General features: G+C 36.8%; 22 protein-coding genes and 1 riboswitch. Of the genes, 14 read left to right on the top strand and 8 right to left on the bottom strand.

Annotated elements, in window-relative coordinates; translation table 11 throughout:
- The first annotated feature begins 153 nt into the window (after window positions 1-153).
- The 4 genes from ACH0CI_RS24225 to ACH0CI_RS24210 all read left to right on the top strand — a co-directional run bounded on the left by ACH0CI_RS24225 (window position 154) and on the right by ACH0CI_RS24210 (window position 4,382).
- Window positions 154-543 (top strand): tautomerase family protein, encoded by a 390-nt coding sequence (locus ACH0CI_RS24225; protein ID WP_335707674.1) that lies wholly within the window; start codon window positions 154-156, stop codon window positions 541-543.
- Between the two features lie 359 nt (window positions 544-902).
- Window positions 903-1,907 carry a cell division protein FtsZ gene (ftsZ, locus tag ACH0CI_RS24220; RefSeq protein ID WP_014461739.1) on the top strand — a complete coding sequence of 335 codons (1,005 nt, stop codon included), beginning with the start codon at window positions 903-905 and terminating at the stop codon, window positions 1,905-1,907.
- Between the two features lie 2 nt (window positions 1,908-1,909).
- Window positions 1,910-2,100, top strand: a riboswitch (cobalamin riboswitch).
- Between the two features lie 143 nt (window positions 2,101-2,243).
- Entirely contained in the window at window positions 2,244-3,785 is a 1,542-nt protein-coding gene (nikA, locus tag ACH0CI_RS24215) for a nickel ABC transporter substrate-binding protein (protein WP_335707673.1), read from the top strand.
- A 69-nt stretch (window positions 3,786-3,854) separates the two neighbouring features.
- Entirely contained in the window at window positions 3,855-4,382 is a 528-nt protein-coding gene (locus ACH0CI_RS24210; protein WP_335707672.1) for a GNAT family N-acetyltransferase, read from the top strand.
- 574 nt (window positions 4,383-4,956) lie between these two features.
- Here the strand turns inward: ACH0CI_RS24210 and ACH0CI_RS24205 are convergent.
- Window positions 4,957-5,400: a YfmQ family protein gene (locus ACH0CI_RS24205; protein ID WP_028414332.1), complete on the bottom strand. Its 444-nt coding sequence runs from the start codon at window positions 5,398-5,400 to the stop codon at window positions 4,957-4,959.
- 187 nt (window positions 5,401-5,587) lie between these two features.
- On the opposite strand from ACH0CI_RS24205, the gene ACH0CI_RS24200 reads away from it, so the two are divergent.
- On the top strand, window positions 5,588-5,725 hold the full coding sequence (locus ACH0CI_RS24200; RefSeq protein WP_013055244.1) for a lmo0937 family membrane protein: 138 nt from the start codon (window positions 5,588-5,590) through the stop codon (window positions 5,723-5,725).
- Window positions 5,726-5,757: 32 nt separating this feature from the next.
- On the opposite strand, the gene ACH0CI_RS24195 is transcribed toward ACH0CI_RS24200, so the two are convergent.
- Window positions 5,758-6,528: a TatD family hydrolase gene (locus ACH0CI_RS24195; RefSeq protein ID WP_335708377.1), complete on the bottom strand. Its 771-nt coding sequence runs from the start codon at window positions 6,526-6,528 to the stop codon at window positions 5,758-5,760.
- Between the two features lie 62 nt (window positions 6,529-6,590).
- Window positions 6,591-7,511: an EamA family transporter RarD gene (gene rarD, locus ACH0CI_RS24190; RefSeq protein WP_033580677.1), complete on the bottom strand. Its 921-nt coding sequence runs from the start codon at window positions 7,509-7,511 to the stop codon at window positions 6,591-6,593.
- A gap of 335 nt (window positions 7,512-7,846) precedes the next feature.
- On the opposite strand from rarD, the gene ACH0CI_RS24185 reads away from it, so the two are divergent.
- A complete protein-coding gene (locus ACH0CI_RS24185; protein ID WP_028414329.1) occupies window positions 7,847-8,242 on the top strand; it encodes an SET domain-containing protein in 396 nt (131 codons plus the stop codon).
- Between the two features lie 35 nt (window positions 8,243-8,277).
- On the opposite strand, the gene ACH0CI_RS24180 is transcribed toward ACH0CI_RS24185, so the two are convergent.
- Window positions 8,278-9,420, bottom strand: a complete 1,143-nt coding sequence (locus tag ACH0CI_RS24180) for an AI-2E family transporter (RefSeq protein ID WP_013081622.1) — start codon at window positions 9,418-9,420, stop codon at window positions 8,278-8,280.
- Window positions 9,421-9,547: 127 nt separating this feature from the next.
- On the opposite strand from ACH0CI_RS24180, the gene ACH0CI_RS24175 reads away from it, so the two are divergent.
- Window positions 9,548-9,817 (top strand): hypothetical protein, encoded by a 270-nt coding sequence (locus ACH0CI_RS24175; protein WP_335708496.1) that lies wholly within the window; start codon window positions 9,548-9,550, stop codon window positions 9,815-9,817.
- Window positions 9,818-10,157: 340 nt separating this feature from the next.
- On the opposite strand, the gene ACH0CI_RS24170 is transcribed toward ACH0CI_RS24175, so the two are convergent.
- Window positions 10,158-10,688, bottom strand: a complete 531-nt coding sequence (locus ACH0CI_RS24170) for an IseA DL-endopeptidase inhibitor family protein (protein ID WP_033580675.1) — start codon at window positions 10,686-10,688, stop codon at window positions 10,158-10,160.
- Between the two features lie 412 nt (window positions 10,689-11,100).
- Here ACH0CI_RS24170 and ACH0CI_RS24165 point away from each other — a divergent pair, with 412 nt between their 5' ends.
- Window positions 11,101-12,093 (top strand): zinc-binding dehydrogenase, encoded by a 993-nt coding sequence (locus tag ACH0CI_RS24165; protein WP_406902378.1) that lies wholly within the window; start codon window positions 11,101-11,103, stop codon window positions 12,091-12,093.
- Between the two features lie 97 nt (window positions 12,094-12,190).
- Here the strand turns inward: ACH0CI_RS24165 and ACH0CI_RS24160 are convergent, their stop codons facing one another.
- The gene (locus ACH0CI_RS24160; protein ID WP_033580673.1) at window positions 12,191-13,771 is read right to left on the bottom strand and encodes a lactate permease LctP family transporter; all 1,581 of its coding nucleotides are present in this window, start codon (window positions 13,769-13,771) and stop codon (window positions 12,191-12,193) included.
- 62 nt (window positions 13,772-13,833) lie between these two features.
- A complete protein-coding gene (locus ACH0CI_RS24155; RefSeq protein ID WP_013081626.1) occupies window positions 13,834-14,790 on the bottom strand; it encodes an L-lactate dehydrogenase in 957 nt (318 codons plus the stop codon).
- 332 nt (window positions 14,791-15,122) lie between these two features.
- Here ACH0CI_RS24155 and ACH0CI_RS24150 point away from each other — a divergent pair, with 332 nt between their 5' ends.
- Window positions 15,123-15,998, top strand: a complete 876-nt coding sequence (locus tag ACH0CI_RS24150; RefSeq protein ID WP_406902377.1) for a cation diffusion facilitator family transporter — start codon at window positions 15,123-15,125, stop codon at window positions 15,996-15,998.
- A 141-nt stretch (window positions 15,999-16,139) separates the two neighbouring features.
- Window positions 16,140-18,158, top strand: a complete 2,019-nt coding sequence (locus ACH0CI_RS24145) for a methyl-accepting chemotaxis protein (protein ID WP_033580672.1) — start codon at window positions 16,140-16,142, stop codon at window positions 18,156-18,158.
- 37 nt (window positions 18,159-18,195) lie between these two features.
- Here the strand turns inward: ACH0CI_RS24145 and ACH0CI_RS24140 are convergent, their stop codons facing one another.
- A complete protein-coding gene (locus tag ACH0CI_RS24140) occupies window positions 18,196-19,107 on the bottom strand; it encodes an RluA family pseudouridine synthase (RefSeq protein ID WP_047751693.1) in 912 nt (303 codons plus the stop codon).
- A gap of 155 nt (window positions 19,108-19,262) precedes the next feature.
- Here ACH0CI_RS24140 and ACH0CI_RS24135 point away from each other — a divergent pair, with 155 nt between their 5' ends.
- The 4 genes from ACH0CI_RS24135 (at window position 19,263) to ACH0CI_RS24120 (ending at window position 22,092) form a co-directional block, all read left to right on the top strand.
- Complete coding sequence (locus ACH0CI_RS24135) at window positions 19,263-19,655, top strand: YhcU family protein (RefSeq protein WP_013081630.1); 393 nt, start codon at window positions 19,263-19,265, stop codon at window positions 19,653-19,655.
- Window positions 19,656-20,057: 402 nt separating this feature from the next.
- A complete protein-coding gene (locus ACH0CI_RS24130) occupies window positions 20,058-20,852 on the top strand; it encodes a SurA N-terminal domain-containing protein (protein ID WP_033580669.1) in 795 nt (264 codons plus the stop codon).
- A 189-nt stretch (window positions 20,853-21,041) separates the two neighbouring features.
- Window positions 21,042-21,812, top strand: coding sequence for a L,D-transpeptidase (locus tag ACH0CI_RS24125; protein ID WP_406902376.1), 771 nt, complete (start codon window positions 21,042-21,044; stop codon window positions 21,810-21,812).
- 139 nt (window positions 21,813-21,951) lie between these two features.
- Complete coding sequence (locus tag ACH0CI_RS24120) at window positions 21,952-22,092, top strand: hypothetical protein (RefSeq protein ID WP_251440770.1); 141 nt, start codon at window positions 21,952-21,954, stop codon at window positions 22,090-22,092.
- Window positions 22,093-22,136 lie beyond the last annotated feature (44 nt).

The raw sequence follows: 22,136 nt of genomic DNA, 5'->3' as shown, positions 1-22,136 counted from the left end.
CATTTCTTTTTATTAGGTTCAGCTTTTATTGAAGAGTTTGAGGTCTCTTTCACTAGAGAGCACATTGTGAATAGCATATCTTTTTTTTACAAATGATAGTTGTGATATGATAAAGCAATAATACATTAGACAAAAAGCTGGAGGTTACTTAGTATGCCATTACTTAGATTTGATGTAATAGAAGGAAGAGACGAAAAAGAGTTAAAAGCATTACTAGACGCTGCTCATCGAGCGATGCTAGAAGCCTTTGGCGTCCCAGAACGCGATCGTTATCAAATTGTACATCAGCATCCTGCTCATGAAATGATTATTGAAGATACAGGTCTTGGCTTTGAGAGAAGCAAGGATTTGGTTATTATAAGTGTGACGAGCAAACAGCGAACAGAAGAGCAAAAACAAGCTCTTTACAAATTAATTGTAAAAGAGCTGGGAGAAAGCTGCGGAATTCAACCAAGCGACATTATGATTTCAATTGTTGAAAACGGTAATGCTGACTGGAGCTTTGGTATGGGAGAAGCTCAATTCTTAACTGGGAAATTATAAAATGGTTTATTATCTAGAGAAGCCCTTATTTCTAAGGGCTTTTTCTCATTTTGTCTATAAAAATATTATTCTCTTAGTCACATCTTACTCAAAATTAAATACAGACATCTGTCAAATGAATGATACAATAAGCTTATATGCCGTTTTGAGTGAGAAAACCAAAAAAGAGTTCGGCGTACTAACTTCAGAACAACAATAATTTTACATAAAGATGTAAAGATTAAAAGGTTAAAAGAGAAATGTATAAAATCTGTAAAACAAAAGAACAGTTACGCGTTAAATATAGGAGTAAAAGGTTCTTCACGTGTTTTTTCGGATAATAAGAGAAAGTAATTTTGATCATTGAGGAGGAACTTAGAATGTTTGGATTTGATGCAGATGTATCGCCATTAGTGCGAATTAAAGTAATTGGAGTCGGCGGTGGAGGAAATAACACCGTTAACCGTATGATTGAACATGGTGTACAAGGGGTAGAATTTATCGCCGTTAATACGGATGCTCAGGCGCTTAATTTATCTAAAGCAGATGTGAAAATGCAGATTGGTGCGGCATTAACGCGAGGATTAGGTGCAGGAGCTAATCCAGAAGTAGGAAGAGAAGCTGCAGAAGAAAGCAGAGAGCAAATTCAAGAAGTACTGCAAGGCGCAGATATGGTATTCGTAACAGCTGGCATGGGGGGAGGCACTGGTACTGGAGCAGCTCCGGTTATTGCTCAAATTGCCCGTGAACTAAATGCTTTAACAATTGGAGTAGTTACTCGCCCTTTCAAGTTTGAAGGAAATAAACGTACCAAGCAAGCAGTAGGCGGTATTACTGCGATGAATGAATCGGTAGATACCCTTATTGTCATTCCAAACGACCGCTTGCTTGAAATCGTTGATAAAAAGACACCTATGCTTGAAGCATTCCGTGAAGCAGATAATGTTCTTCGCCAAGGTATTCAAGGTATTTCAGATTTAATCGCTGTTCCGGGGCTGATTAACCTTGACTTTGCTGATGTAAAAACAATTATGTCTAATCAAGGATTTGCGCTTATGGGTATCGGACGAGCTTCGGGATCAGATCGAGCAATTGAAGCAGCGAAAAAAGCGATTTCTAGTCCGCTGCTAGATGCATCGATTGATGGAGCAAGAGGCGTGCTGCTGAACATTACGAGCGGTAGCAGCTTGAGTCTTTACGAAGTACAGGAAGCAGCAGATATTGTCACGTCCGCTTCTGATCAGGACTTAAATATGATTTTTGGATCTGTGATTAATGAAGATTTAAAGGACGAAATGATGGTAACCGTTATTGCCACTGGATTTGATGATGAAGATATTTCACCATCAGCTTCCACTTCTAGAGTTTCAAGAGCACGCTACTAAATTAAATAACCAGCTTTTATGGTGGCAATTGTTTTTCAATTGCCTTAAAAGGGAATCCGGTGAAAATCCGGAGCGGTCCCGCCACTGTAACAAGGAGCCTTATGTCAAAAAGCCACTGTCTATTTAGAGACGGGAAGGCGGCATAAGGCAATGACTTGAAGCCAGGAGACCTGCCATAAATCGCAGCACACAATAACCTACGAGGATAGGGAGGTGTTTTGGCAGAATCAAAAATACGATAAACAAGGGATACGTTTATCTGAATTTGTTGTGAAGGCAAGCACTTCTTTTTAGAAGTGCTTTTTTTGTGTATTAAAATAGAAGGTGGAAAAATGAATGATAAATAATAAAAAACTTGTATCTATGATATTTCTCGTGTTACTTTGCCTCACTGCTTGCGCTCCTAATGAAGAGAGCGTAAGTATAAAAGAAAGAAAGAAAACGGATAAAAGTGTGACGTTTTTATTTAATTTTACATCTGCAACGCTTGATCCTCATACGGACGATAATTATACAGCAGTTCGTGGGGGAGTAGGGGAGACGCTTGTTAAAATCAACGAAGATTTAAAAATAAAGCCTTGGCTTGCTGAAAAGTGGGAAACGAAAGATAACGGCCTTACATGGACATTTATGATAAGAAAGAACATCACGTTTCAAAATGGAAAAGCGCTGGATGCAAATGCCGTTAAGTCTTCTCTTCAAAGAACGATAGATCAAAGTTATGCGATGAAAAACGCTTTGAATATTAAAGAAATGAAAGCGAACAGTCATGCGCTGACAATTACATTAAAAGAACCAATGCCTAAATTTCCTTCTGAATTAGTGCATCCAAATACAGCTATTATAGATGTTGATGCTTCTAATATAGCTAAGAAGCCCATTGGTACGGGTCCATTTCGCGTCTTGTCTTTTGATCAAGGAAATCAAGTAAAATTAGAAAGATATGAAAATTATTGGGGTGGAAAAGTGAAATTGAAAAGTGCGATCTTTGGATTTAACGAAGATGCTAATGCGCGAGTTGCTGCTCTTCAATCTGGAACAGCCGATATTATTTATCGCCCGCCTTTAGAAAGCTTGGGCACTTTACAAACAGATCCGTCTTTTAAAGTAAGTGGAGTACCCAGTGTGCGTACACATTTATTACTTTATAATCAAACCAATGACGCATTAAAAGACGAAAATGTAAGAAAAGCTATCGATACCTTATTGAACCGAAAAGAAATTGTTAGCAGCATCATGAACAATCAAGCGGCAGCGGCTCGAGGTCCATTTTTACCCCAATTTCCTTTTGCTGATAGTACTGCTAATGAGCAAAGAGGTATGACATCTGCTAAAAAATATTTAGAGAAAGCAGGCTATCAAATCAAAAATGACAAAGCAATCAAAAATGGAAAGCCACTATCGCTCTCTCTTGTCACATACAGTTCTTTGCCAGAACTGCCTTTAATTGCTCAGCTTATACAGTCTAATGCCAAAGAGTTAGGAATTACTATTAAGATTCACCTAGTTGAAGATAGCGATGAATATGTAATGGCAAAAGATGATTGGGATTTAGCATTGTACAGCCTTATCACAGCACCTAGAGGAGATGCCAGCTATTATTTAAGTACGAACTATTTGCCCGGCGGTGGTTTAAATGCCAGCCGGATTAATGATGATACGCTAACAAAAATGATAGAACAGTTAAATTCAACAGTAGATGACGCAAAACGAGATCAGTTAGCCAAACAAGCAACCGCTTTGATTAATAGAAAAATGCTGACGTCATCGATTGTACATCCAAACACTGTTGTTGCTTATAATCAAAAAGTGAAAAACTGGACAACAAATCCAAGCGAGTATTATATGCTGACTCAGCATTTAGACGTAACGCCGTAGTTAACATTGCAGCATAAGCAGAGAAAAGAAAAAGTATACAATGATCGTTAAAAGGATGTGACAGTAAACGTGCAAGAAGTACAAATGTATCAAATTAAACAAGTAAAAGAAAAGGATGCTGAAGTGATTCAGTTTGTCATGAATATGCGGAATGAGCTATTTCCTATGCTGGAAAAAAATCAGCTTCCTGTGGATTTGCTTCATTTTAATGAACATTACGTTCAAGCGAAAGACGCTGCTTTTTTTGCAGCTGTTACGGAAAATCAACAAGTAATTGGAACCATTGGTTTATACGCTTACGATGGACGGTTTCATGCATTAAAAGAGCGATATGAACATAGAACTGCAGCTGAGGTTGTAAAATGCTATGTCGATCCAGCGTACCGGCGTCTAGGCATTGGACAGCAGCTGTTAAAAGCAGTTGAACAATTTGCCCAAAGTCATTTTTATGACACGCTGTATCTGCATACTCATCCTTTTTTACCTGGCGCTATTCCTTTTTGGGCTTCACAAGGCTTTATCAAAAGGCTAGCTGAACAGGATGAACCATGGAATACGCTGCACATGGACAGAAAAATACAACGAGTCGTAACGTAACGAGATCATACAGTAATTACCATGGAATCTGCATATGGGCTCATGCTATAATGAACGTAACTTACATTTATAGCCTGTAGGGCAAGTCCTTACAGAAAAAAACCACGTTTCCAATTGGCTGAAACGTGGTTCTTTTCTGTAAAAAACAAGTAACAAAGTATTTTTAAAAATATATATGAAATCGCTTTCAAAATAATGAAATATATTATATAATTACTAGTGTTGTGTTGTACTTTGTTAGTGTTAAATCAATATCCTACATGTGTGAGCCGATTGCCTTATGGTAGTCGGCTTCCTTTTTTTATAGTAGAAGTCTAAAGAGAAACAGCATTCGTTAAAATGGCTGTAATTGTCATGACAATAGTTGTCCCAAAGGCCCACTTGAAAAGAAAGAAAAGTAGCAATCATTCCAAACCCTAACAAAGAAAGCATCATCCATCACCGCTTAAAAAATTAGAAAATTCTATTAATTTATATTATACCATTAGAATTAATGTTAAAGTTTGGTATTTTTAAATAAGGTAACTTCAACCTAAACCTAAAAACTAAAAAAGCCGCCTTGTAGGCGACTGGTTTAAGCTAGGTCAGCTGTTATGGACTGCTTTTGAAGGTGATCAGACAGCAGGCTGTAGGCGATAATCTTCTTTTTGTATTGTTTCACGACGTCGACATGATCATGATAGCTGTATACGCATAGTCGAACATCGTTTTTCCCTTTTTTCGTATCGATAACAAGTGGAGTTTCACTGTCTTCTAGGTGTTTATAATAGTCCTTATTTCCTTCATGGACATAATATTGTTTTAAAAATGTTGCTTTATTAAAATAATCAATCACTTGCATTTTGTCTTTGCCTTCTAAATGTTTCCCATCAACTGTGACAGTAGCGTTTTGATCATCAAGTGTTGGGTGTAACTGAAATTTAGTCATAAGCCATTTGACCACTGGAGTTGGAAGACACGTTATTAATATTTTGAGTGCACTTACAAGAATGATGGAAAGTAATACAATCCATGTCATAGTTAATCATCTCCGCTTAAATTAAATAAGATTACATACTTATTTTACCACAGAGAACATGATTGCTTTTTGTACATTATGTGAACCTTCTTTAGTGAAAAGATGTATATGAAATGCGTTTATTTATGCACATTTAGGGAAATATAAAATTATAACAAATACTACATATAAAAAAGGAGAAAACATTATGTTGTGGACGATTATTGGACTTTTATTTATTTTTTGGTTATTAGGATTAGTTTTTCATATTGGCGGCGGTATCATTCACATTCTTCTTGTCATTGCAGTAATTGTGCTGATCGTAAAACTTGTGAAACGAATTTAGATATAAAAAGCCTTTCCTTAGGGAAAGGCTTTTTATGTGGAGAGATTATAAAAACGAGCTGTATTTCGATATAAAAAATCATATGTCTCCGTTACAGAAACCCTTTTGAGACGTGCTATTTTCTGAACGGACTGATGGATCATTGATGGAACCGTTGTCTGGTTTTGAAAAGGTCCTTCAAATGGCCACGGACCATCTGTTTCGACCATCAAGTAGTCAAGAGGGTAATCTGTGGCAAGCGCTTGGATTTTAGGTTTATATACAATATCAGGTGTAAGGGAAATATAGTAGCCGTTGTTTTTCATTCGTTCAACGGTTTTTTTAGCTCCTTTGAACCAGTGGAAGTGAGCTTTAGGCACAGAATGTTTTTCTAGTAAGTCGCACACGATCTCAGCATCTTCATATACAGCGTGAAGAATTAACGGTTTCCCCCATTTTTTTGAATGAATAATAAAAGCTTCAAGCAGCTCCAAATAGGGCTCTAGAGAAAGAGTATAGGTCTGACTTAAGTAATAAGGTAGACCAACCTCCCCAACAGCGATCATTTCTTCATTGTTTTGATCAATCCAAGCAAACAGCTCCGCTAATTCATTTGAAGAAGGCAGCATTTGTTCAGGGTGAAATCCGTAGGCAGGTTTCACGCAGGAATATAACTTGCTGATTTTTTGATTAAGTTGGCAAGAGTGTAATGTAGAAGATACAGAAATAAGTGCTTGTAACGAAGGATCCTGCTCAACTATGTCTTTCCAGCTTTTCTGTTCATATTGATCTAGATGAATATGCGAGTCAATAATGCGTTTCATAAATAATGCTCCTCCTAGCCTATTTTGTTTAAAAATAATACGTAAGAGAGTGTATGATTCTGTTAAGCCTCCACTTTATTTCTTATTTGTTTTCTGTTCCCCCATTTAGTAATAGATGAGAACGTATAAACAATAAGAGCTAACCAAATAAAACTAAAAGCAATAACATGAGCTTTTGTTAGCGATTCATGGTATAGAATGACTCCTGCTAGTAAAGACAAGGTTGGTGAAATATATTGAAGAATACCAAGCATTGATAATGATACTTTTTTAGCACTTTTTGTGAATAATAGGAGTGGTAAAGCTGTAACTACTCCACTGCCCATTAATAAAAGACTTGTTGAAAAAGAATCAAAAAACTGCAAGTGTGATTGAAACGTAAGGTAGCCTATGTATGCTAATGCAATAGGGGAGATGACCATCGTTTCAAGAGTTAATCCAATCGTTGAATCAGCTTTAATCTTTTTCTTTGCCAAACCATATAATCCGAAGGTAACAGCTAAGCTAAGCGAAATCCAAGGAACCACACCATAATGAAGACTAAGCGTTAAGACGCCGATTCCTGCTAGTATAAATGCAAAAATTTGAGCCCCGCTTAATCTCTCTTTTAAGAAAATAACACCTAATAAAACACTTGTTAGGGGATTAATATATTGTCCAAGGCTCGCTTCTACTATTTTTCCATTAATGACAGCCCACATAAAAATGCCCCAATTTGCACTAATAAGTACAGACGCAGTAAAAAGGGACCAGAATAAGGATGGTTTTTTCACTATTTCTTTTATAAACGTAATGTATGTACGCCATTTCTTTGTCATTAATAAAAGAATAAGCATAAAAATAAAAGACCAAAAAACGCGCTGAGCTAAAATCTCACCTGGTGCTACGTGGTGAACCAGCTTCCAATAAATTGGCGTGAGCCCCCACATAAGATAAGAAAGGACCGCATATATCACACCATCTCTGTCGTGATTTAAGTTCATGTGAAACCTTCTTTCTAACATAAGATAAAATCAGTAATAAAAGTCATAGATTAACATAAAAAAGCAGCATAAACGATTATATCACAGAGAAAAACGATTCTTCACATGTTGAATGGCTCAAAAAAGCGCTATGCGCCAGGTCATTGCTTTTCTATGTCTAAAATAAAATCAAATTGCGTGTTTCTAACAAGGTAAGTGCTTACACAAGTGCGTATGATAAGCGTTCCTTCAGCTTATATTCAAGTGGTTATGAAAAACAGTTGATTTCCCCATTATAAACTGTCAAGCTTAGGGAAGAAGAAAATCTTAGAGGAAAGAATATATAGGTGACGAATATGATCGAAATAAAAATGTCTACGATAAGCGACGGAGAATTTAACAGAGGTGTATTTGCTAAGCAAGATATTAAAAAAGGAACGCTTATTCACGAAGCTCCTGTTATCGCTTATCCTAATAAAGAGCATGATTTTATTGAGAAAACAACACTAGCGGATTATGCTTTTGAATATGGAGTGAATCATACGGCTATTCTTTTGGGATACGGTATGCTGTTTAATCACTCGTATACACCCAATGCTACGTATGAAATTAATTTTGACAATCATACCTTTGATTTTTATGCATATACGGATATCCAAGCAGGAGAAGAAATTCTCATCAACTATAATGGAGATGAAGATGATCAAGAGCTCCTTTGGTTTGATCGTGAAGATGAAGAAGAACAAAAGTAAAAAGTTAAGCCCATCGAAAATCGATGGGCTTTTTATTATGCTTTTTTATCTGGATACATAGTAGAGTTCAAACGGATGAATTGGTAAATATGCGTAATAATAACTTTTAAAACGGCATATCCAGGAACGGCTAAAATAATACCGATGATTCCGAATAAGTTTCCGGCGGTTAGAATGACAAAAATGACCGTAATCGGGTGAATATCCAGGCTTCTTCCCATAATTTGCGGAGAGATTACTTTGCCTTCAAGCAATTGAACAACTGCCCAGACAATGGCCAGTTTTACAAGCATGAAAGGAGACGTAATAAACGCAATAATAATGGCTGGAATAATGGCGATAATAGGACCAAGGTAAGGGACAACATTGGTTACCATGGCGATAATCGCTAGAAGTAATGCATAATCTAACCCAATAATCAGATAGCCAATGAAAAGCAGTACACCTATACAAATCGCAACAAAAATTTGCCCGCGAATATATGCGCTTAATGCGTGGTTCATGTCGGCTAAAATGAATTTAGCTTCAGAACGAGAGCGGTTTGGAAGCAGTTTTACAATGTAATTAGGTAAGTTTTTCCCATCTTTTAATAAGTAGAAAAGAATAAAGGGTAAAACGGCAACCGATAATATAATTTCTGTAATGGTACCGACAAAGTTCACAATACCGCTTGAAAATCCAGAAACATATTTGCTCAAGTGTTTTGATGCATCTTTTGAAATCTTATCTAGGTCCGTGTTAGCCGACTGAAGACCCTGTTCGACATATCGGTTATTCGAAAGATTCGTCACCGCATGCTGAACGTCATGCGTCAGCTCTGGGATATTATCAATAAGACGGTCAACTTGATTCTTTAGAGGCGGGATAACCGATGAAATAATAATGGCTAATGCGCCGATAATCACTATGTATAAAACAAGAATGGAAATAATTCGTTTTACACCTTTTCGTTCTAAAAAGTCAACAAGCGGATTAAATAAATAAAAGCAAATTCCTGCTAAGATAATCGGCAGTGCGATTGTTTTAATAAAAATAGAGATAGGAATTAAAATAAATCCGATTTTTGATAACGAAAAAATAGTCATGCTGAGAATAAAAATAATAATTGTATATACAACAAATTTATTATTTAAGATTTTTTCTCGGAAAAAAGTTCCTTTCTGAGGTCTAGGTTCCAAGCTGTTCAACTCCTTTAAAAAGTAAATGTATAGTTATCATACCCTGATTTAGACTAATTTAAGAGGGTTTTTTACAAAGAAGTGTGCATACTAGTAGAAAATCTTCTAGAAAGAAGGGGTGAAATCATTGAAAGAAGACAAACAGCCCTCGTATCGTGATTTCTCTACAGTAGAAAAAAGCCACGAGTATATAACCGCTGAAGAATTTCCAGACGGTCCCTTCGGCTCTCCGGTTAATCAAAAACTGGGGAAATCTACTTCATGGGAAGAAGGGCAGCGAACGTATAGCGCATTTAATTATGAAAACAAAAACCTTCATGAAAAAGCTCAAAGGTTATTCCCAGGGGCGCACCCTTTACATGATAACCCAAAGGAACATGAACAAAATCCAAGCTAATGTTTTTATTTTTAATGGGAAATGAAGAGCGCTTCTTTCTTGCTTGCATTGATATATGTATAGAATAATGTCTGCCAACTGCGATATCAAAAAGTCTTTGATATGTTTAGTATATGTCGATTTATCTTTTTGTTAAATCATGTTGACAACAAGCGGTTTAGCCTGTAATATAAAACGTAACTTATCACTGTTTCTACAGGATTCGACAAAATTTGATTTACTTAAACTTGTGATCTCAACTTCTATTTACAGCTATTAGAGCGCTGTAAGTAGAAGTTTTATTTATGTTATCGATCAAAAAGAAAAAAGCAGGTCTGCTCAAGCAGGCCTGCTTTTTTTATTATTGAACAGCGTCAAATTTATTTACTTTCCACTGAGAATTAGATTTATAGAATGTGACAGTTCGTTTTACACTGCCGCCATCTACAGTTGGAACTGTGAATTCATAAGAGCGAACTGTTGCTGTTTGATACACAAGCTTTGTTTTTGCTTTTGACCACTCTAACATGCTGAATCCGTCGCCGATTGGATGTGCAAGTTTGCCGTTATATGTGATATAGCCGTAATTTGTTAATCCTTTTTCTACTGCACTATTTGTAAATGTCTCAGATAAGTAGCTTGATAGCTCAGCTTTTGTATCAAATTCAGGGCAAAGGTACACGTACTCAGTTCCTTTATATTCAAATGTACGTTCTGTACATGGTTTGTTTTTATAACCGTGCAGAGCACTCCAGAAATGATTGCTGGCACTAGCTGCAATTTTGACAGCATTTGCATCCGTTAGTGTTGAAGATGTTGTTTGTGCTGTAACTCCAGTGCTTAGTGTAAAGAAAATAGCGATTGATGATAAAACTAGTCCAATTTTTTTCATTTCTAACTCACTCCTAATTAATTAACCTTATTTATGTAACAATTATGTGTTTTATATTTCTTTTGTTACATTTATATTACAATAAATCTGTAATAAAAGAAAGTGTTTTCTCTTTTTTTCTTAAATTTTTTTAGATTTTTACTAGTTTCTGAAGTAGATATAGTAAATAAATTGCGGATAAATGTTGATTTATCAGGATTTTTAAACCGATTTTTCTATTTTATATTCATTTTGTTACAAATAATCTTTTTTGTAACAAAACTGTAATAAAAGAAGCTGAATACTTTTAGGATACAGAAAAATAAAGATAAAACGGTGAAAAAGCGATTTTAAAAGTTTTTTCCTTTTTTTGGACATATTTCTTTTGCGGTTTTGAGCTTTTTAGTAGAGTAGATTAAGAGGAGGCGAAATCATGAAAGCCATTATACATAGTGAGAAAAGCGGTATAGCAGGCATGAATTACAGAAATCTTCAGGAGATGCCCCCTGAAAGAGGAGAAGTAAAAGTAAGGTTAAAAACAGCAGGTTTAAACCGGAGAGATTTATTTGTTATGAATAATCGAGGCAAAGGAGATAAGCCGTTTATTCCCGGTTCAGACGGTGCAGGTATTATAGAAGAAGTGGGAGAAGGCGTAAAAGGTTTAAAAATTGGAATAGAAGTGATCATTAATCCAAGTCTGGAGTGGGATCGTATAGAGGACATTCCGTTTACGCCTAAAATTTTAGGTGGTCCATCGAATGGAACGTTTGCAGAGTATGTAATCATAAAAGCGGATAATGTTGTGCAAAAGCCGCCTTATCTATCTTGGAAACAAGCGGGAGTTCTTTCATTATCAGCTTTAACTGCGTATAGAGCTCTCTTTACAAAAGGGCAGTTAAAAAAAGGAGAACATCTACTTATTCCTGGTATAGGGAGCGGAGTCGCGACTTATGGCTTGTTATTCGCAAAAGCTATCGGAGCTGACGTAACGGTTACTTCTAGAAGTGATGAAAAAAGAAAGCAAGCCCTAAAGTATGGAGCTGATTATGCATTAGACAGTGGAAGTAACCTAAAAGAAGAAATCAACGATAGAAAAGTAGATATCATACTTGATAGTGTGGGGGCAGCTTTATTTCCGACGTATTTTGAAATACTAAAGCCAAATGGAAGAATTGTTAATTTTGGTGCGAGTTCTGGAAATGAAGTTGAATTGCCTCTAAGAACTATTTTTTATCCTCAATTCAATATACTTGGCACATCTATGGGAAGTCAGGAAGAATTTGTGGACATGATGGATTTTATAGAGAAACATCAAATTAAACCAATCGTCGATAGATTCTATCCGCTGTCAGAGGCAGCTGCAGCTTGCGAACGATTAGATAAAGGAAAACAATTTGGCAATATAGGTTTACTTATTTCAGAATAAAAAAATCCCCGGCGCTAACTGGGGACTTTTTTATATAATCAAACGTTTGTTTAAATGAAAGAAACAAGGTAATAACAGGATTTTTAGCAGTTTTTTATCATAACCACCAAGCCAATAAAAAGGTAACAAATCCTCCTAGTATCAAAAATCCCATGCTGTATTTGAGCGTGTATTTAAACAGTTCACCCTCTTTTCCGGCTAAACCTACTGCTCCAGCAGCGACAGCAATTGATTGAGGAGAAAGCATTTTAGCCATCACGCCGCCGGCAGTATTAGCCGCTACGAGAATAATTGGCAAGACATTAATTTGCTGAGCTGTAGTTAGCTGCAAGTTGCCGAACAGCGCATTATTCGATACGACAGACCCCGTTAGAAATACGCCAATCCAGCCAAGAAATGGAGATAAAAATGGAAAATAAGCAGCTGATGTAGCGAGTGCCAATCCAAGTGTAGAGGACTGTCCTGAATAATTTGAAATAAAAGCAAAAGCAATGACCATCATAATCGTCATAATAGGTCTTGATAGTTCTTTTACGGTTTCCAAAAGAGTGGTCCATGCCACTTTTGCCGATACGTTAAGCAAGAAAACTGAAAGGATACAAGCGATAAGAATTGCCGTACCTGTTGCTGCAAATAAGTCTATTTTTAAGACAGCAGCGTAAGGCGTAGGATCTTTTACTAAAGGCGCTGCTTTAATTACGTGATTGTGTAAAAATGGGACGTTAATAAGCAGGTTCAGATGTTCAAGCGCCGTTTTGACAAAAGAAATGCTCCAAGCCGTAACGAGTATCGTTAATAGAATAAAAGGAGACCAAGCCTTTAAAATTTGTTTTGGTGACAGGCTGAAGCTTTTAGCTGCTGCCGGGCTTGTTCTTTTAATATAAAAAGCAAGAGCAAGCAAACTCACAATAGAAGATGTGATATTTGGAAGTTCAGGGCCGATGTATGTAACAGTTAAATACTGCGTCAGTGCATAGGAAATGGCTGTGATGCTCGTTGCTTTCCATACGTCTTTTAATCCTTTTATCCCATCCATAATAAAGACAAGTAAAAAAGGGATAAGAAAAGAAATAATCGGAAGCTGCGTGCCAAGAAAATGAGCAATTTCTTTTGGATCAATGCCAGATACTTGTCCTGCGACAATGACAGGAATCCCCATGGCGCCAAAAGCTCCTGAAGCTGTATTAGCAATTAAGCATAGCGCCGCTGCTTTTAACGGTTTGAATCCAAGTCCAACTAGAAGCGCTGCTGTAATGGCAATTGGAGCTCCAAATCCTGCTGCTCCTTCTAAAAAAGCATTAAAGGAAAAAGCAACAAGCAGCATTTGCAAGCGGGGGTCATCGGTTATTGAAATAATAGATTGCCTAATGGTAGTAAACTGTCCGCTTTTGACAGTTAGCTTGTATAAGAACACCGCGCCGATAATAATATAGCTGATGGGCCAAAGTGCATACAAAAACCCATAGCCTGTGGCTCCTAAGACCATTGAGGCAGGCATATCATAAAAATAAATAGCAATAATCATAGAAAGAAGTACCGTAATACCAGCAGCAATGTGTCCTTTTAATTTCAAAAGAGTTAAAGCAATAAAGAAAAAGATGATGGGGATGAGTGCAATTAGTGCAGAAAGCCAAATATTATTTAACGGATTATATACTTGAGTCCACGTCATATTCATACACCTCTACTACATATTTAAAACAAGGGAGCGGGGGAGTCCCCCGCAAAAATCTTTTGATGTTACACAAAAGCTCTGTCGCGAGTTTGCTTAAGAATGCTAGCAGAATGCTCGAGCTGCTGCTGTTCGTGAGGAGTTAAATTCAATTCAATAATTTGGCGCACGCCGTTTTTATTAATGATAGCCGGCACGCCGATATACACATCAGAAATACCGTATTGTCCTTCTAATAAAGCAGATACCGTTAAAATAGAATTTTCATCATCTAAAATAGCCTTGGTAATGCGTACAAGCCCCATTGCAATTCCGTAATAAGTCGCTCCTTTTCGATTAATAATATGGTAAGCCGCATCGCGTGTTTGTTCGAATAGATGCTGCATATCCGGCTCTTTTTCAATAGCAGCAGTATTGATAAAATGTTCGAGCTTCACACCGCCAATTTGCGCGTGGCTCCAAACAGGAAATTCCGTATCTCCATGTTCCCCCATAATATAAGCGTGGACGTTGCGAGAATCTACTTCGAAATAGTCGCTTAACAAGTAGCGGAAGCGAGCTGTGTCAAGAATCGTTCCTGAACCAATTACTCGTTCGTTTGGTAATCCTGATACTTTTTGTGTAACGTGTGCGAGAATATCAACTGGATTTGTTGCCACTAAAATGATGCCGTCAAATCCGCTGTTCATAATATCTTTTACAATGCATTCAAAAATTTTAACGTTTTTTTCAACTAGATCTAAGCGCGTTTCCCCTGGAGCTTGATTAGCGCCCGCTGTAATAACTACTAAATCAGCATCAGCGCAGTCTTTATAATCTCCAGCCCAGATTTTCATCGGTGTGGCAAATGGCATTCCATGATTGATATCGCGTGCTTCGCCTTCTGCTTTTTCTTTGTTCATATCGATTAACACTAATTCATTGGCAATACCTTGATTCACCATTGAAAAAGCGTAGCTTGAGCCAACAAAACCAGTTCCGATAACGGCAACTTTTCGTGTCTTTGGTGTAAATTGTGTTTTCATTTGTATCATCCTTTGAATTTTATTTTGTGATGTTTTTCACAATGTTAGTGTAACAAGAATAAATACCCTCGGCTGTGATAAAAATCACACCCTTAAAAAAATAGTAAACAATTCTACAGGTCGATTTAAAAAAGGGTTCTTCTACATGAAGTGCCACATTTAGAAAGATCTTAAACGTTTAAAGTGTTGAGTAAAGGCAACTTGTTTTGCAGAAAGCTAAAGAGTTTAACATTCTCTATTTGTATGTTAACAGCCAATAATGTTTCTATAGACCCACACGAAATCCATTTGTTACACTAAGTTTGCTTATTTTGAATAAAGGAGTGGAAGGGATGGAGAACTACTATGAGCAAGCCCAAAAAGGCGCTTGGGTTAGTATCTTATCATATATCTTTTTATCAGCATGTAAACTTATTATTGCGGGTGTCACCGCTTCCTCTGCTTTAAAAGCCGACGGTCTTAACAATGTTACAGATATTATTGCATCAATTGCCGTCTTAGTCGGCTTAAAAATCTCTAAAAAACCTCGCGATAATGATCATCCCTATGGACATTCCAGAGCGGAACATATCTCTTCACTTATTGCTTCTTTTATCATGATGGTCATAGGACTAGAAGTATTGGTCGACGCGGGTCAGTCATTATTTATGGACAAATCTGAAGCGCCTAATTTACTGGCTGCTTGGATAGGTCTTGGAGCGGCTGCTGTTATGGGTGGTGTCTACCGGTATAATAGTAAGCTTGCTAAAAAACTTGATAGCCAGTCTTTATATGCGGTTGCTAAAGATAATTTGTCTGATGCACTTGTGAGTATAGGGGCTGTTGTGGGAATTTTCGGCTCACAATTCGGCCTGCCCTGGCTGGACGTGGTAGCTGCTTTTGCTGTGGGAATTATTATTTGTAAAACAGCCATCGAGATTTTTAAAGAAGCGGCTCACTCCTTAACGGACGGATTTGATGAAGAAAAGTTAGGGCACTACAAAGAAAGCATTGGGCTTGTAGAAGGTGTAAAAGAAGTAGAAGATGTGAAAGCGCGCAAGCTTGGTAATCAAGTCGTGATTGATGTAACTGTTAAAGTAGATCCCCATTTAAATGTTATTAAAAGCCATGAAATTGCTGATCAAATTGAACATATGATGAACGATGAGCATCAGATTAAAGATACGCTTGTTCATATTGAACCTGATGCATACGAAAAGCAAAAATAAAACCAGCACGTTCTTTCGTTATGAAAGGATGGGCTGGTTTTATTTTTGGAGAAATTTGAAATAAATCACAAAAACTTCTTTAAAAATGAAAATGAAAAGCCGTTATTAGTAATATAAAGATTTTTGTAGAAGGGTGAGGGAATGAAGAGGTTAAGTGCAAAGCTCGTAGTATTTTTTAGTATTTTTATAGCTATTTTATTATTAGTTGTTTCAGGGGCTGTTTATCAATTTACCAAAACACAAATAGAAAAAGATGTAGAGATTCAGTCTCAAAGTCAAGTGAAAGAGTTAAAAGAAACGATTCATACGTACTTAGACATGTATAGTCGTTCTTTGCTGACGTATAGTGAAAATGATGTAATCGTTAATTTTGTTAAGCAGGAAGGAAATCAAACAAACCAAGAGAAAAATCCGTATTTTACATGGAATACGGTTCAAAAAGAGTTTACGCAGTTTAAAGAAAAATATCCAAACCTGGCACTTGAATACATAGGCACTAAAAATAAGGGAATGTATTCTGTTCCTAAGCAAGAGTACGGATCAGGTTATGACCCGACTTCAAGAGTTTGGTACAAACAAGCAATGGCATTACCTGATCAAGTAATTTACACGGATCCATATGAAGATGCAGCAACGAAAAAGACGGTTGTGACGATTGCAAAGGCTATTTTAGATCCAGATACTAAAAATGTGCTGGGCGTTATAGCTACTGATTTAGACTTAGATGCATTAAAAAACATTGTAGGTAAAGCAGAAGTAAATCACGGTGGATATGCATTTTTATTTGATCAAAATGGCACAGCGCTCGTTCATCCAACAGAAGCTGGAAAAAATTTAATGAATCAGCCATTTATGAAAAAAATGTACGAAGCAGACCGGAATAAAGATTTCATGAAGTATACCTTTCAAGGTGAAGAGAGAGTGATGGCATATGATACTCTCGAAGGAACAAATTGGAAGATAGGAAACGCCTTTATTTATAATGAAATGCTCTCAAGCGCTCATCATTTACTGAATGTGATTGTCTGGATTGCGTTAATTGGCATCTTATTATCAGTGGTGTTAACCATCTTTTTCTCAAGAATCATTACGAATCCGATTCGCCGCTTGAAAAACGAAGTAGCCAAAGTAACAGCTGGCGATTTAACAGTTCAGGTTCAGACGAAGTCAAAAGATGAAATTGGTGAACTTACTCATTTATTTAACGATATGGTAGCTAAAATGAAAACATTGATTGGCACGGTTCAGACGTCTGTTGAGACAGTAAAAACGTCTGTTGAAGACTTGAGTGCTGTATCTGAAGAAGCAACTGCATCCAGTGAAGAAATTGGCCGGGCTATCCATGAGATTGCCAGCGGCGCCACGCAGCAGGCTTCTGACGCTGACTCTACTAATCACAAAACGATGAGTTTATCTTCACAAATTGAAGAAGTCATTGAACAAAACGCCGAGATTAATAAAATGACGATTGAAGCTGTAACCATCAATGAAAAAGGCTTAAAACAAATGCAGCTGCTTCGCAACCAAACTACCGAATCATCTCAGACGATTCACGGTGTTCAAACGGTAATGGAAGAGTTAACAAGTAAGATGAAAGAAATTGAATCTATTATTTTTACAATTAATAGCATTTCAGATCAGACAAATTTACTTGCACTAAATGCTAGTATTGAAGCAGCTCGTGCAGGAGAACATGGCAAAGGATTTGCGGTAGTAGCTGAAGAGGTACGAAAACTTGCTGAACAGTCCTCTCAGGCTACTGAACAAGTTCGCCACACGATTGCAGCGATTCAAGGGGAAGTCGCGGCTGCTCGTGAAGAATGCAACCGGACAGAAGAACTTTCAAAATCTCAAGACTTTGTGGTAGGAGACACAGAACAAGCTTTTCGTGAAATTGCTACTACCATTGAGCAGGTGGCAGCGGCTGTCGAACATGTAACAAGCAGCATGGACAGCATTGATGAGCATAAGGAAGACGTGGTAGCGGCCATTCAAAGTATAGCAGCTATTGCACAGCAATCAGCAGCAGGAACGGAAGAAATTACGGCTTCTACAGAAGAACAAATTAGAGCTATTTCTACTGTTTCTCAATCGGCTGAACATTTGCAAGAGATTAGTGAAGAATTGGCGAACTTGATTCGTCAATTTAAAATTAAATAAAAAAGAGCGCCAATAACATATTGGCGCTCTTTTTTATTTAATAGGAAAACAAGTTGCTGTACGGTAAAAAAACCTGCTGATCTGGAGGTGCAACAGCTGACACGCGCTGATGTGTAAACGGGTGTATAAAAGAAAGCTTAATGGCATGTAAAGCTTGCTGCTGATCTTTTAATCTCTTTCCGCCATAAAGCGTATCACCAAGTAATGGATGGCCGATGTGACTCATATGAACACGTATTTGGTGAGTGCGTCCGGTCTCGAGCGAAAGTTCAATAAGCGTTTCATTTTTTGCCATATTGCGCTTTAACACGCGATAAGATGTTTTGGCAGCTTGTCCTGTTCTAGATACTCTTCTTCTCGTAGCGTGATGGCGATCGCGTCCAATAGGTTCATTAACGATTCCTTGCTCTTGTTTCATGAGTCCTTGGACAAGAGCAACATAAGTCCGGTTAATTTTACGTTCAGCCAGCAGCTGGTCAAACACAGAGCTTGCTACAAAATGCTTCGTGAATAAGATAGCACCTGATGTATCGCTGTCCAAACGGTGAACGTGTCTAGGCTTTGTTTTGAGGCCTATTTTTTGAAAATAAGCAGCTACAGCATTTAAAAGAGTTTTTTGGTCCTGCTCTGATGAAGGATGAGTATTTAGGTTTATTGGTTTGTTTACAATTAGCACGTGTTCATCTTCAAACAAAATCTCTATATTAACATTGTAAGGTGTTATTTCATCAGGTTCTGCTTCAAAAAAAGGGAGTGACACTCTATCATTTTCCTTAAGAGTGTTCCTCCATGGTAAAGGTTCACCGTTTATAAGCACATTTTTATTCATCCGAAACTGATGCAGCGTTTTTTTAGGAATACGCCATTTCGTTTTTAAATAATCTTCAATTGTTTGCCCTGCATCATTTTTTGCGATTTTATCTTCTAGCCATTGGCCGTGTATACTCATATTTAATCCCTTCCTTACATACTAGTAAATATCCTTTAATCTTTAAAAAGAACTTGTAAATAATTAGGAGGAAATAACTACCTGAAGTTCTCGTTTTATGTTTATGTTATGCTAAATAAAGAGACATAAGTTAAGAGAAAAAAGGGGGGGTAACCATGAAAATTGCCCAAGCAGCTCCGCCAGAAATGGAGAATTACATAGAAGAGTTGACTGAACAGCTTCGCTATGACTTGTTACCTCGGTATGTATCTGTAGATAAGCTTAATCCTGATGAATTATTAAATCCAGATTATTGTACAGACCATTTATATAATGGCTTACTCGATGAAGCATTGCAAGTCATTAGTAGCCTTCAGACAATAATTGCCGTAATTGAAGCGATTCAACATCGGCCGATTGAAGAAAGCGACTGCGAGCAATTCGAAAAAAATATTGCAATTTTAAAAAAATACGGGTTTTTATTTCCTGTTTCCATTGAGTGTTTTGCAAAAGAAAACAATTTGATTACGTATTCGTATGAATCGTTTTATAATTCATACATAAATTGAAAAGAAAAAAGCATGATTATCCCATGCTTTTTTCTTTTTTTAATAAATTTCGGCTTTCAATTGGATAAAAAAAGAACTTGTGATATCGTTAAATTTGTATAAAGTTCTTATAGAAACATGAAATCACATACTATTGCTTTTTATATAACAAATAAATTGAAATAATACAGATGTATAACAAACTGTAAATTATGTAAATCATACTAAATAATGTTATGATTAGGCAGGCCGTATAAAGAAGAGCATTTATCTTTCATAAGATTACAAAACGTTTCAATCTTATTACATATGTTTAAAATTAGCCTAAATGGTTTCTTTTTACGCCTATATCATATACAATGCCCCCTAGATGATTTTTTCGAATAGCTAATAATCGTTTGGGATTATGAAAGGAGATTAATCATGAGAAAACTGATGTATACATTGCTCATTGGGTTAATTGCTGCAGCTTTAACAGCTTGTGGTTCAAACGATGATGCAAAGCAATCAAAGAACGATGATCAAAAAACTGCACAAACTGAGAAGCAAAAAGAGGCTCAGGAAAAGCAGGAAAAGCAAGCAAAAGAAATGCAGAAGAAATTAGATAAACAAAAAGTAGATGAAAAGAAAACCGTAGCAGTTGTAAACGGTAAAAAAGTTTCGGGTGAAGAATACAATGCAGCCCTGGCTACATCACAAAATCAGTACCAACAAATGGGACAAGACCCAACTTCTAAAGAAGCAGCTAAACAAGTAAAGCAGCAAACAATTGACAATTTAGTAGGTCAAACGCTGCTATTGCAAGAAGCTGAAAACAAAGGCTATAAAGCAACTGATGAAGAAGTAAATAAAAAGTTAAAAGAAACGAAAAAGCAGTTCAAAACAGATAAACAGTTCAAAGCGGCTTTAAAAGATGCAGGAATCACTCAATCACAATTAAAGTCTGAGCTGGCTGACAGCATTAAATATCAGCAGTACGTAGATAAAGATATCCAAACACCTGAAGTAACAGATAAGGAAATTCAAGATTATTACGATCAATTTGCAAAACAAAGCCAAAGTCAAGCAAGCGGCAGTAAAGAACAATCTCAAATGCCAAAGCTTGAAGACGTAAAGCCTCAAATTAAGCAGCAGCTTGAACAACAAAAGAAACAAGAAGCATTACAGAAAAAAGTTGAAGAACTTAAAAAAAATGCAAAAGTTGAAGTGAAGCTTTAAATACAAATGAAACGGCCCTTTAAAGGGCCGTTTTTTTGTTATGTACATTTATTGCTTCTTGTCAGTAAAAAGGGGTGCGTGAAAGATTTTAATGTATTTTGACTTATAAGGTAAAAAGTGTTCTGATGGTTTGCCTTTCATCCTATACTTTTCTTATATAGATATAAGAGAAATTGGGGGAGTCGATAAATGAAAAAGGTGGCTGTTTTTTTTGTTGGGCTTGTTTTTTTACTCGCAGGGATGGGTCTGACAGGCAATGCTTCTGCGGCGTCCAATCAACTTGTTATTATTAACAAATCTACTAACACCCTGGCTTTTTATGATGGAGGAAAACTAGTAAGGACGTTCAAAGTTGCGACAGGGAGGCAGATGAGTTATACACCAGAGGGTACTTTTAGCATTGTGAATAAAATTAAAAACCGGCCTTATTATAAAGATAACATTCGGGGAGGAGATCCTAGGAATCCACTAGGCGATCGCTGGCTAGGATTAAATGCGCGCGGAACGTATGGCACCACGTACGCTATTCATGGAAATAATAATCCAAGTTCTATCGGAACCTACGCAAGTTCAGGGTGCATTCGTATGTATGATGAAGAGGTACGCTGGCTGTTTGACCGCGTTCAAACCGGTACAAAAGTGGTTATTGGTCAATTTCATTCTCAAAGTTTTGATTCAATCGCTATGAAAAACAAATACAAAATAAGCAGTACTCCAGTTGCCCAGAATCTTTGTAAAACGAAAAAGCTCTCAAAAGGCCAAATTGGTTTTGTAACGATTCAATCACCGATGGTTTTGTTAAAAGAAGAACAAGGAAAATGGGTAAAGATTCGTACGTTAAATCGCGGTGAACGCTATAATGTATATAAAATAGATGGCATTAAAGTCTCTTTAGGACCAGGATTTATTGAAAATTATCCTAATAAAAAAACATCCATAAAATTAGATATTTGCAAATAGAAAATGAGGCTGGGACAAAAGTATTTTAGCCTAAGTGAAAAACGAACCATTGATCAGAATTTTGATTCTTGGTTCGTTTTTTTTATTATGGTGAACGCCGGTTTCATCTGTTTCGTTCCTTCTAGCAGTTGATGGGAGGATGAAGACTCCTGCGGCAGCCCGCGGAAAGCGAAGTCTTGCACGGAAGTCAACAGTGGTTTCACAAGCTAATGTATCCATTTGTTCGTCTTTAGATTGGATTTATTTCGTTATGTCTCAACCTCATTTTTTGAATTTTTAATAATGTTTATTATAATAAAAAACAGGGAAACTAATTGCCTAATG

The sequence above is a fragment of the Priestia sp. 179-F W1.4 NHS genome, assembly GCF_045369295.1.
GTDB classification, from domain to species: domain Bacteria; phylum Bacillota; class Bacilli; order Bacillales; family Bacillaceae_H; genus Priestia; species Priestia zanthoxyli.
Note: the sequence above shows the minus strand (reverse complement) of the source record. Positions and strands in the feature narration are given on the sequence as shown.